Origin of the sequence: Pseudoalteromonas sp. XMcav1-K, from assembly GCF_044005875.1 — a bacterium.
GTDB lineage: Bacteria > Pseudomonadota > Gammaproteobacteria > Enterobacterales > Alteromonadaceae > Pseudoalteromonas > Pseudoalteromonas spongiae.
In genome coordinates, this window is sequence record NZ_JBIPJE010000006.1 from 1 (window position 1) to 10,190 (window position 10,190).

Consider the following 10,190-nt stretch of genomic DNA (forward strand, 5'->3'; position numbering starts at 1 on the left):
AAGTAAAAGCATTAAGCAGAATGATAAAAGAAAAATGCTAAACTCTAAAAACTGAAAGCTAATACCTAAACGATGAACGCTGAACACTGTACAATGAACCCTGAACCCTGAACCCTGAACCATGAACCCTGAACCCTGAACCCTGAACCCTGAACCCTGAACCCTGAACCCTAAACCCTTGAGTCTAAGCTATCTCGGCTTCTTCTTGCGGTGAAAAAATCACTGTTGGGTCGATAATAATGCTGTGCTTATTATTCATATTTATCAGTCTCTTCATCATATGACGGGTTTGTGGGTCGATATCAAAACCTACCGAAGTTAATTGCTCTAGTGGTTTAATATCGTCTTTATGAACCGTTGTTTATTATTCTTTGGGCAAGAAAAAAGCTGGAGGAGAAAACCAGCTTTTTGCAGATCAGACAATGGAAAGATGAAAATCAGTATACGCTAAACAGTATAGTAATATTTTCTGTCTTTTGTATAGTTATTTTGCTGTTTTTTTAATCTGATTTGCGCTGGCTAACTAATTGTTGAGTGTTAAACTGGACAACATATAACTATGCGATTATAAAATTGACTGCCTAGTTACACTAAATAAGTCCTGCTAAAAAAGGGAAGCAAATGACAAAAATAATAAAATGGCTTTCATTATTCTTAATTATTGCTGCATTAGTCGCCACTGCAACTGTTTATGGGATACTCACTTTGAGCTTACCTGAGTTATCGGGTAAAACACAAGTTTCTGATATATCAAATAACACTTCTTTGGAACGCGATGCGTTAGGCCACGCTGTGGTCAATGCTAAATCACGAAAAGATGCTGCGTTTACATTAGGCTACGCGCACGGACAAGATCGTTTCTTTCAAATGGACTTACTGCGTCGCAACGCTGCTGGTGAACTTTCGGAATTATTTGGCAAAGCAGCGGTAGGCTTGGATAAAAAAATGCGCTTTCACCAATTTAGAAAGCGAAGTAAAGAAATTCTTAAAAGTCTACCAACAGAGCATACGGAAATTCTCAAACGTTATGCGCAAGGTGTTAATTTGGCGCAAAGCCATACACCTTACTCAAGCTTTGAATATTTATTAACAGGTGCAAGTCGCAAGCCATGGCTACCTGAAGACAGCTTGCTTGTAATTTTCAGTATGTATCTCGATTTACAATCAAAAACGTTTAATCGCGATTTAACTCTTACTTATATTGCTGAACAATTTGGCAGTGAGATGGTTGGCTTCTTAACTCAACCAAGTCAATATCAAGCAGCACTCGATGGCTCAGAGTTTGAATTAGTTGAGTATGCAATTCCATCAATTAATAAATCGCTGTTTACTAATGTAACGCATGAAATTCATGAACCTAAAGATATTGGCAGTAATAACTGGGCTGTGACTGGTAGGTTAACTGAATCTGGTAATGCATTATTAGCAGATGACATGCATTTAGGGCTAGCCGTGCCGATTATTTGGTACCGCACCCAACTTAACTATGTTGAAAACGATAAGAACTATCAAATAACAGGGGTTAGCTTACCAGGAGCACCGGCTGTTGTTGTTGGGACAAATGGTCATGTCGCTTGGGGATTTACAAATGCATATATCGATACAGCAGATTGGATTGCACTGGATGAAACACAAGAGACGAAGACAATTCATGAGCGCATAGTTACGCCAGATAAAGAATATATGTATTCGCTTGAAAAAAGTGAGTTTGGTCCTGTAAAACATATCGCAGGCAAGAAATATGCGCTGAAATGGGTTGCTCATCAAGATTACGCAGTCGACATGGAGTTAATGAACTTAGAGCGCGCAACGAATGTTGAAGAGGCATTATCGATTGCAAAAACGATCGGTATACCGGTACAGAACATGTTAGTCACCGATAGTTTGGGTAATGCAGCATGGCAAGCAACCGGTGCTATTCCTGCGCGCACAACGCCAACTGAAATTGCAATTAAGCCTGAAGTATTTGATACCAATTGGCAATACGATGCAGTAGACGTTCCTTTTATGGTAAATCCAGAGAATAATCGTTTATGGAGCGGAAATAGCAGAGTAGTGAGTGTTGAACAAGATAAGCGTTATGGCAACGGAGGGTACGCTTTAGGTGCTCGTGCTAAACAAATACAGCAGCGCTTATTTGAAAAGGAACAATTTAGTGAACACGACTTTTATCAAATTCAACTTGATAACCAAGCGATATTTTTAAAACCATGGCAAGCGCTATTGCTTAAGGTGCTCAACTTATCGCCTGAAAAGTATGCACAAGATATCAAGTTAGTTGAAAATTGGGGTGAATGCGCATGTGCAGATTCTGTAGGGTACACCTTGGTTAGACGGTATCGCTCGGCATTGATAAATAAGCTGTTCTCCCCAATTGAAACGCAATTAAGAGCAGAAGGGCTAACATTAGCACCAATTAAGAACGATCTCGAACCTGCAGCATGGCAATTAATAAATAGTTTTACCGATCAATGGTTGCCGCCAAGTGTAGCTTCATGGCCAGAATTATTAAGCACGACATATATCAATATGAAAAGCGACTTGCTCAATAAGCACACTGGAAGCGATAGTGGATCTTTAAATCAATTAACATGGGGAGCTGTAAACGAACTTAATATACAGCACCCGTTTAGTGAACAGATCCCACTACTAAGTAAGTTACTTGATATGCCTAAAACACCAGCATTTGGCGATAGTTTTATGCCAGCTGTACAAGGGACTAGTTTTGGCGCATCACAGCGCTTATTTGTGCAACCAGGATTAGAGCAAAAAGCGATTTTAACTCTGCCAGGCGGGCAAAGCGGCCACCCTTTATCGCCTTATTATCGAGCAGGTTACAATGACTATATTGAACAAAAGAATACGCCTTTGTTACCAGGTGAAATAGTGCATCGCATCGACTTTGAGAAAAGGTAAACGTAAAAAAGGGCATCATATGATACCCTTTTAACAATCGCTTCTGCTACAAAGCAATAGTTCTTGGGAATTAGTGTGAGCTTACCTTGATACGTTCAACTAAATCCTTTGATTTATATTCTTCCGAAAGAGCAAAGTCTAATTGTACTAGGTGTTGTTTGTTAGTGTTTTTTGTAGGTGTGTACTTCCACTGTTTTAATGCGCGTTTTGCTTCGCGATCAAATATTCCTTTTGGTTCAGCAGATATAACTTTAACGTTATCTGTTTGACCATCTGCTGTTAAAGTAAACCCTAATACTACCGAGCCTTCAATCCCCTGATCTGCGGCCTGTTTAGGATATACAGGTTCAATGCGTACAATAGGTTGTGCTTCTTCTTTGCTGTATTCTTTAGTGCCTTCGCCGTATTTAGCAAAGGCTACACTAGTGAGCCCTGCAAATAGTACTAAGCTAAGCAATACATTTACAATAACATTGCCTTTTGGCATTTTTTGAATTGTGTTTAAACGTTGTTTCATCGTACTTTTCTCCATGTAGTAACTGTAACTAGAAAGTGAGTTATGGTTGTCAGAAACACATGCAATTAAAGCGCGACAATATGCTATTCGCTGTGTTCTGTTTGCGTGAGCTAATACGGCAGCATCACAGGCAACTTCTTGTTGTTTTCTGTACTGGCTGTAACCGATCCAGCAAAGAGGGTTAAACCAAAATATAAGTAGTAGTGCGATAGCAAATGCATTGCTCCAGTTGTCTTGGCGCGTGTAGTGAACCCATTCATGTTGATAAATAAGTTTTGCTTGCTCGGTATCGTAACTTGCATGAAAGTCACGGGGGATAAAAAGGCGCTGTTTGAGTAAGCCAAAAAGCACAGGACTATTCACTGAGTCGCTATAGTAAACTGGTAAGTGGCTGTTTATTTTATGGCTAAACTGTTTGTTTTTATTAAACTTTTTACCAATTGAAACGTGTTCGTAGATAACAAGGAAAGCCATTAAGCTAAACCCAAGTAGCCAAATCATGCTAACAAAACCATAAATATCCAATGACTTAGATTGCGTTTTTACTGACACCACATAGCGATGCAACTCAGTTTCTAACGATAAACTATTAGAAATGGGTAAGTTATTTAAGATGAGCACAAGTGGAACTAACAGCCACAAGGTATACTGAAACTTAGCGCTTAAAAAACTGTGGAGTAACTTACTACACAGCAATACGCAGACAATGGCTAAGCTTAACGGCCAAAGCTGCTCTATTAGCCAATCAATCATTATTTTTTTCCCATTTATCGATCAAATGCTTTAGCTCATCGATATCTTGCTTACTTAAGTTTTTATTTTTGGCAAAGCCTGTAACCAATGGCGCAATGCGGCCATTGAATAAACGCTCAATCAGGCTTTCACTTTCTTGTACTTGATATGCTTCAATTTCCAACACCGGAGAGTAAATATAACTGCGGCCATTTTTTTCAAAACTAATTGCGCCTTTTTTTACCATTCTACCAAGTAGGGTTTTGACCGTTTTTTCGTGCCAGTCTTTTTCTTTATTAAGTTCATCGACAACCGTTTGCGCGTCGGCTGGGTGAACTCGCCATAGTGCTTGCAGCACTTCAAATTCAGAATTACTAATATCCATAAAGATTACACGTGTAATTAAAACTAACATAAGAATTACAGTTGTAATCAATTTCGTCAAGAATTATTTTTGCTGTTTTTTTAAACCATAAGTTGCTAAAACTCGTAGAAGCATAAAAACCAAAAGGCCTTGTTATGAATAAATTAACGTTACTACTGTTGTTTTTAATGGGTTGTCTAAGCTTGCCAGTTGTTGCTTCAAACGTAGAGTTTAAACTTGAAAAGCTGTCAGATAATTTACACGTGCTATATGGGCAAGGTGGCAATATAGCCATTAGCAGCGGGGAAGATGGTATTTATATTGTAGACGACCAGTTTGCTAAATTAAGTGATGGTATTAAGGCGCAAATTAGCAAGTTACAAGATGGAGCGCCAGAGTTCGTTATTAATACTCACCATCACGGCGATCATACTGGCGGTAATGAGAACTTTGCTAATGCGGGAAGCCATGTAATTGCGCATCACAATGTATACAAGCGCTTAAAAGACAAGTATGGCGAAGGTTCAAAGTACCTACCCGTAATTAGCTTTGGTAAAGATATGACACTGCACTTTAACAACGAGCATGCGCAGCTATGGCATTATCACAATGCACATACCGATGGCGATGCGGTTATTTTCTATGACAAAGCCAACGCAGTACACATGGGGGATATCTTCTTTAATTTAAAAAGTCTACCGTTTGTTGATGTAGATAGTGGGGGCTCGTTAGACGGTGTTATCAATGCGGTAACTGATGTGCTTTCAAAAGTGAATGATAATACTAAAATTATTCCTGGGCATGGTCCGGTAACCTCTAAGCAAGGTTTGCAGTCGTACCTAGCGCTGTTAAAAAATGCTAAACAGCTAATGCTAAATGCTATGGCGGATAGCAAAAGTCTAGAGCAAGTTTTGGCACTCAAACCACTTGCTAGTTTAAATCTCACTTATTCCAATTGGTTGCCCGAAGAACGCGTTACTAAGCTATTTTATTCGAGCCTGAAAAATGAAGCTAAAAGCGATTAAATTTAGTTAAATTGGTTTATTTACCTTTTAAAAGTGTCTAACTCCGTTTGGCATGGCGTTAGACCTAAAATCATTTATTTGCCTAATTAAGGTAATTATTTGTTACTGTTTGTGTCACTTAATACATTGGAGTAACAAGTATGTTGAATGATAAAAATGATTTACCAGATTTAACAATGGCAGTACCAAAGAAGAAAGGGCCAATCGTAGGTGCGATTGTTGGTGTTGTCGGTTTATCACTGATTTATTCAGCGATGTACACAGTTGATGAAGGTCACGTTGGTATTATCAAACGTTTTGGTGAAGCAAAAGAACAAGTAAACCCAGGTCTACATACTAAAATACCGTTTGTTGATGATGTTGAGGTGCTGGAGATCCGTACCCGCAAAAATGTTGAAAAATTAAATGCATCAACACACGAGCAAATGCCGGTGACAGCTGAAGTATCGATCAACTGGACGGTAATGCGCGAACAAGCATTTGAGCTATTCAAAAGTTACGGTGGTTTAAGTCAATTTGAAAACCGAATTCTCGATCCAAAACTGCGCTCTGCGACAAAAGATGCACTGGCGCGATATAAAGCAGAAGAGCTAATTCAGAATCGCTCGCAGGTAATTGCACAGATTGAAGAGCTTTTAGTTGAAGAAATGAAAGAGTACCCAGTAAAACTAGACTCGGCTCAGTTAGAGAATTTAGTGTTACCGCAAAAGTACATTCAATCAATTGAAACCAAACAAACTGAGAAAAACCTAGCGGCGGCAGAAATGCACCGTTTAGAGCGCCAAAAACTTGAAGCTCAGCGTGAAGTAAACACGGCAATGGCGCAACGTGATGCGGCTAAAGCAAAAGCCGATGGTCAAGCATATTCGATTCGCGTAGAAGCAGAAGCACAAGCTGAGGCAATAAAGCTTAAAGGTCTTGCAGAAGCGCAAGCGATTCAAAAGAAAGCTGAAGCAATTAAAGCAAATGCGACACTTGTTGATTATATGCGTGCACAGCAGTGGAACGGTCAAATGCCAACAACCGTAATGGGTGCAGACCAAAGCATTTTATGGTCAATGGATGGTAAAAAGAAATAATAAATAGGAGGGTGTATGGCGAATTGGTCTTGCCCTAAGTGTCAGTGCGAAAGCTATGACACAGATGAAATAGCCACAACGGGTAGTGGCTGGTCAAAAATCTTTGATATGCAAAATAGGAAGTTTACCGCGGTAGTATGTAAAAACTGTACTTACACTGAGTTTTACCGAGGAAAGACAAGCACCTTAGGCAATATTTTTGATTTATTCACTAACTAGCTTTAAATAAAAAAACGCTGCAATTGCAGCGTTTTTTTATTTTGTCTATATGCCACTACGGCTCTTATTCTACCAAGGTAAAACGTTTAAACACTTTTCCGTCGCGCTCTATTTCTTCTACAAACATTTCAATTGGTCTTACCCACAGCGCCTGCTCGCCATAGAGTGGTTTATACAATACAAGCGTTTCTTGTGTTTCGCTATGAGTAACAGTGTCAATGACTTGGTAAAAGTTACCTTTAAAGTGCTGGTATTTTCCTGGTTGTATTTTCATTATAAAAAGCTTGAAACCTCAGTAATGTCTTTTTTAACTAGCGCATGCTCAGGAACCGTTGCGTTTTCGGCTGGGTATCCTGCAATAATTAGCATATAGGGTCGCTCATTATCTTTGTTTCTGCCACAAATATCGGTTAAAAAACTCATGGGTTTTGGGGTATGGGTGAGTGTAACTAAACCGCTATGGTGCAAAGCCTGAATTAGAAACCCAGTGGCAATACCCACACTTTCATGTACATAGTAATTGGTGTTCTTGTCTTCAACATGAATACCGCCTTTCTTCTGGCTAAATATGGCAATTAGCCAAGGGGCATGTTCTAAATAAGGTTTTTGGTCGTCAGTGCCAAGAGGTTTTAGTGCATCGAGCCATTCTTCACCCGCACGCCCTTGATAGAAAGAGCGTTCTAAATCTTCGGCAGCTTCTCTTATTTTCTTTTTAACATCCATGCTGTTGATGGCTACAAAATGCCATGGTTGATGATTTGCACCACTTGGTGCGGTTGCGGCTACTTTTATACAGGTTTCAATTATTTCTTTTGGTACAGGCTTATTTGAAAACGAACGAATAGAATGGCGACGTTTACTGGTATCTAAAAAGGTTTGTGCCCGATTTAACATCTCTTCCTGAGAGTATTCGATAAAGTCTGTGAGTGGTACTGATTGATGATCTTGCATAATTTTTCCTTTTTTATTTTTGTTATATCCTTGGTATCACTTAGGTGCAAATATTTTTAAGTGTTATTGGTGGTCAATGTGAAAAATAGTTAACCATCAATTTGCTTTTACAGATACTTACAGTCACATTAGCTTGCATTCGCTATAGTAAAAAATCTTATAAATCATGGAGTCGACTATGAGAACGATGCTGCTTTTAATATTACTTTCTTTGCTTTCTGCTTGTGTGGTGTTTCCTGTTACAGATAAAGAAGCAACCCGTGTTGCAAAATTGCGCTGTGAGCTTTCTAGTGACAAGAAAACACTAAAAGTGGTTGATGTTGCGAAAGCAACTAATACTTTCTACAGCGTGTCTGGGTTTGTACTGTCTCCCATAATCATTCCGGTATCTGGTCTGTTATCGGGTTCTTATACCTTAGTAAATAATATCTACTTTTATGGCGAGCAAAAAATTAAGTGTGATGATAGTGCTAATGAAAGTCATTAATTAGCAGATTAAAATCGATCACTTTATGATGTTCTTAAAAATCGATTACAGTAATCAAATTAATCTGTTTTATCTTTTTAATTGAATTTCTTAATCTATATATCAAGCCAATCGGAAAGCATTAATTAATTTTTCCGATGACTAATTACATTATAGAGAGAGAAATATTATGAGCACATCGTTAATCAATACAACAATTCAACCTTTCAACGCAATGGCATACCACAATGGTGAGTTTGTTGAAGTTTCTGAAAAAGACGTTTTAGGTAAATGGGCGGTTGTATTCTTTTACCCAGCTGACTTTACCTTTGTGTGCCCAACCGAACTTGGCGACTTAGCGGATCATTACAGCAAGTTACAAGAAATGGGTGTTGAAGTGTACTCAGTATCAACCGATACACACTTTACGCACAAAGCGTGGCACGATACGTCAGACACAATTAAGAAAATCCAGTTCCCAATGATCGGCGACCCAACTGGCCGCATTACACGCAACTTCGGTGTAATGATTGAAGAAGACGGCTTAGCACTACGCGGCACATTTGTAATCAACCCTGAAGGTGAGATTAAAGTTATCGAAACTCACGATTTAGGTATTGGCCGTGATGCAGGCGAACTTGTTCGTAAAATCCAAGCTGCACAGTATGTTGCATCACATGACGGTGAAGTTTGTCCTGCTAAATGGCAGCCAGGTGATGAAACGCTTGCTCCTTCATTAGACCTAGTTGGCAAAATCTAACACCTCTTACCTTGCTGCCTGTTAGAGCAGGCAGCAATTTGGTTTACCGATTAATGTCATTTAAGGAATGATCATCATGAACAGTATTTTAGATAACAATATCAAAACACAATTACAGAGCCATTTTAGCAGTATTGTCGACCCTGTAGAGCTGGTCATTGCCTTAGATGACAGTGATAAATCACAGGAAGTAAAAGCCTTAGCACATGATCTTTTAGCACTAAGTGAGCACTTTTTAATTCGTGAAGACGATTCAATAGTACGCAAACCAATGCTTTCAATTCGTTCACCGAAAAGAGGCACCGAAATTAATTTTGCAGGTGTGCCAATGGGCCACGAATTTACAAGCTTAATTTTGGCACTATTGCATACGGGCGGCGTTGCTACCAAAGCAAGTGAGCTGGAAGTTGAACAAATTAAGGGTTTGCAAAGTACACTTAATTTCGAAGTGTATATTTCACTGAGTTGCCAAACATGCCCAGGAGTCGTACAAGCGCTTAATACAATTGCCGCTTTAAATTCGAATGTTACGGTCACAATGGTCGATGGCGCACTGTTCCAAGGTGAAGTGTCAGAGCGCAACATTTTGGCTGTACCCAGCGTGTATTTAAATGGTGAGTTATTTAGCCAAGGTGCACTTACACTAAGTGACATTATCAATAAGCTAGATGATGGCGCAGCAGAAAAAACAGCCGAGCTGCTGTCACAAAAAGATGAATTCGATGTACTTGTAGTCGGTGGTGGGCCAGCAGGTGCCTCCGCGGCAATTTATGCGGCGCGTAAGGGCTTAAAAACAGGTATTGTAGCTGAGCGCTTTGGTGGCCAAGTGGCAGATACTGTTGGTATTGAAAACTTTATTTCGGTGCAAAAAACTGAAGGCCCTAAGCTGGTGGCTCAGCTTGAAGAGCATGTTAAAGACTACGATGTTGATATTATTACTCAGCAAAAAGCCGTTACCTTGAATAAGTCTGGCAACGTAGAGGTTGCACTAGAAAGTGGTGCAACACTTTCTAGTAAAAGCGTGATTTTGGCAACAGGTGCACGCTGGCGTGAAATGAATGTTCCAGGTGAGCAAGAATATCGTGGTAAGGGTGTTGCATATTGCCCGCACTGTGACGGCCCGCTATTTAAAGGAAAAAAAGTGGCTGTGATTGGCGGTGG

At 39.5% G+C, this 10,190-nt stretch carries 11 protein-coding genes; 7 read left to right on the forward strand and 4 right to left on the reverse strand.

Annotated features, from left to right (window positions below):
• Positions 1-621 precede the first annotated feature (621 nt).
• Entirely contained in the window at positions 622-2,916 is a 2,295-nt protein-coding gene (locus ACHSBP_RS00065; protein ID WP_010562243.1) for a penicillin acylase family protein, read from the forward strand.
• 70 nt (positions 2,917-2,986) lie between these two features.
• Here ACHSBP_RS00065 and ACHSBP_RS00070 read toward each other — a convergent pair whose 3' ends face one another.
• Both ACHSBP_RS00070 and ACHSBP_RS00075 read right to left on the reverse strand, forming a co-directional pair.
• Complete coding sequence (locus tag ACHSBP_RS00070; RefSeq protein WP_010562244.1) at positions 2,987-4,186, reverse strand: TonB family protein; 1,200 nt, start codon at positions 4,184-4,186, stop codon at positions 2,987-2,989.
• On the reverse strand, positions 4,179-4,580 hold the full coding sequence (locus ACHSBP_RS00075) for a BlaI/MecI/CopY family transcriptional regulator (protein ID WP_010562245.1): 402 nt from the start codon (positions 4,578-4,580) through the stop codon (positions 4,179-4,181). Before ACHSBP_RS00075 ends, ACHSBP_RS00070 begins: the two co-directional genes overlap by 8 nt.
• Before the next feature lie 104 nt (positions 4,581-4,684).
• Here ACHSBP_RS00075 and ACHSBP_RS00080 point away from each other — a divergent pair, with 104 nt between their 5' ends.
• The 3 genes from ACHSBP_RS00080 to ACHSBP_RS00090 all read left to right on the forward strand — a co-directional run bounded on the left by ACHSBP_RS00080 (position 4,685) and on the right by ACHSBP_RS00090 (position 6,852).
• A complete protein-coding gene (locus ACHSBP_RS00080) occupies positions 4,685-5,554 on the forward strand; it encodes an MBL fold metallo-hydrolase (RefSeq protein ID WP_010562246.1) in 870 nt (289 codons plus the stop codon).
• 140 nt (positions 5,555-5,694) lie between these two features.
• Entirely contained in the window at positions 5,695-6,633 is a 939-nt protein-coding gene (locus tag ACHSBP_RS00085) for an SPFH domain-containing protein (RefSeq protein WP_010562247.1), read from the forward strand.
• A gap of 15 nt (positions 6,634-6,648) precedes the next feature.
• On the forward strand, positions 6,649-6,852 hold the full coding sequence (locus tag ACHSBP_RS00090; protein WP_010562248.1) for a zinc ribbon domain-containing protein: 204 nt from the start codon (positions 6,649-6,651) through the stop codon (positions 6,850-6,852).
• Between the two features lie 64 nt (positions 6,853-6,916).
• Here ACHSBP_RS00090 and ACHSBP_RS00095 read toward each other — a convergent pair whose 3' ends face one another.
• Both ACHSBP_RS00095 and ACHSBP_RS00100 read right to left on the reverse strand, forming a co-directional pair.
• Positions 6,917-7,126 carry a DUF1653 domain-containing protein gene (locus ACHSBP_RS00095; protein WP_010562249.1) on the reverse strand — a complete coding sequence of 70 codons (210 nt, stop codon included), beginning with the start codon at positions 7,124-7,126 and terminating at the stop codon, positions 6,917-6,919.
• On the reverse strand, positions 7,126-7,803 hold the full coding sequence (locus ACHSBP_RS00100) for a nitroreductase family protein (protein WP_010562250.1): 678 nt from the start codon (positions 7,801-7,803) through the stop codon (positions 7,126-7,128). The genes ACHSBP_RS00095 and ACHSBP_RS00100 overlap by 1 nt, the downstream gene beginning before the upstream one ends.
• Before the next feature lie 178 nt (positions 7,804-7,981).
• Between ACHSBP_RS00100 and ACHSBP_RS00105 the strand changes: the two genes are divergently transcribed.
• The 3 genes from ACHSBP_RS00105 to ACHSBP_RS00115 form a co-directional block, all read left to right on the forward strand.
• Positions 7,982-8,290, forward strand: a complete 309-nt coding sequence (locus ACHSBP_RS00105; RefSeq protein WP_010562251.1) for a hypothetical protein — start codon at positions 7,982-7,984, stop codon at positions 8,288-8,290.
• 169 nt (positions 8,291-8,459) lie between these two features.
• Positions 8,460-9,029, forward strand: a complete 570-nt coding sequence (gene ahpC, locus ACHSBP_RS00110) for an alkyl hydroperoxide reductase subunit C (protein WP_038638889.1) — start codon at positions 8,460-8,462, stop codon at positions 9,027-9,029.
• An 85-nt stretch (positions 9,030-9,114) separates the two neighbouring features.
• A partial coding sequence (locus ACHSBP_RS00115) for an FAD-dependent oxidoreductase (RefSeq protein ID WP_395387883.1) occupies positions 9,115-10,190 on the forward strand: 1,076 nt, incomplete at its 3' end.

Bases quoted from the DNA above. Each gene is read 5' to 3' on its own strand.
- ACHSBP_RS00065 (WP_010562243.1), top strand. From the start codon at position 622: ATGACAAAAATAATAAAATGGCTTTCATTATTCTTAATTATTGCTGCA.
- ACHSBP_RS00070 (WP_010562244.1), bottom strand. From the start codon at position 4,186: ATGATTGATTGGCTAATAGAGCAGCTTTGGCCGTTAAGCTTAGCCATT.
- ACHSBP_RS00075 (WP_010562245.1), bottom strand. From the start codon at position 4,580: ATGTTAGTTTTAATTACACGTGTAATCTTTATGGATATTAGTAATTCT.
- ACHSBP_RS00080 (WP_010562246.1), top strand. From the start codon at position 4,685: ATGAATAAATTAACGTTACTACTGTTGTTTTTAATGGGTTGTCTAAGC.
- ACHSBP_RS00085 (WP_010562247.1), top strand. From the start codon at position 5,695: ATGTTGAATGATAAAAATGATTTACCAGATTTAACAATGGCAGTACCA.
- ACHSBP_RS00090 (WP_010562248.1), top strand. From the start codon at position 6,649: ATGGCGAATTGGTCTTGCCCTAAGTGTCAGTGCGAAAGCTATGACACA.
- ACHSBP_RS00095 (WP_010562249.1), bottom strand. From the start codon at position 7,126: ATGAAAATACAACCAGGAAAATACCAGCACTTTAAAGGTAACTTTTAC.
- ACHSBP_RS00100 (WP_010562250.1), bottom strand. From the start codon at position 7,803: ATGCAAGATCATCAATCAGTACCACTCACAGACTTTATCGAATACTCT.
- ACHSBP_RS00105 (WP_010562251.1), top strand. From the start codon at position 7,982: ATGAGAACGATGCTGCTTTTAATATTACTTTCTTTGCTTTCTGCTTGT.
- ahpC (WP_038638889.1), top strand. From the start codon at position 8,460: ATGAGCACATCGTTAATCAATACAACAATTCAACCTTTCAACGCAATG.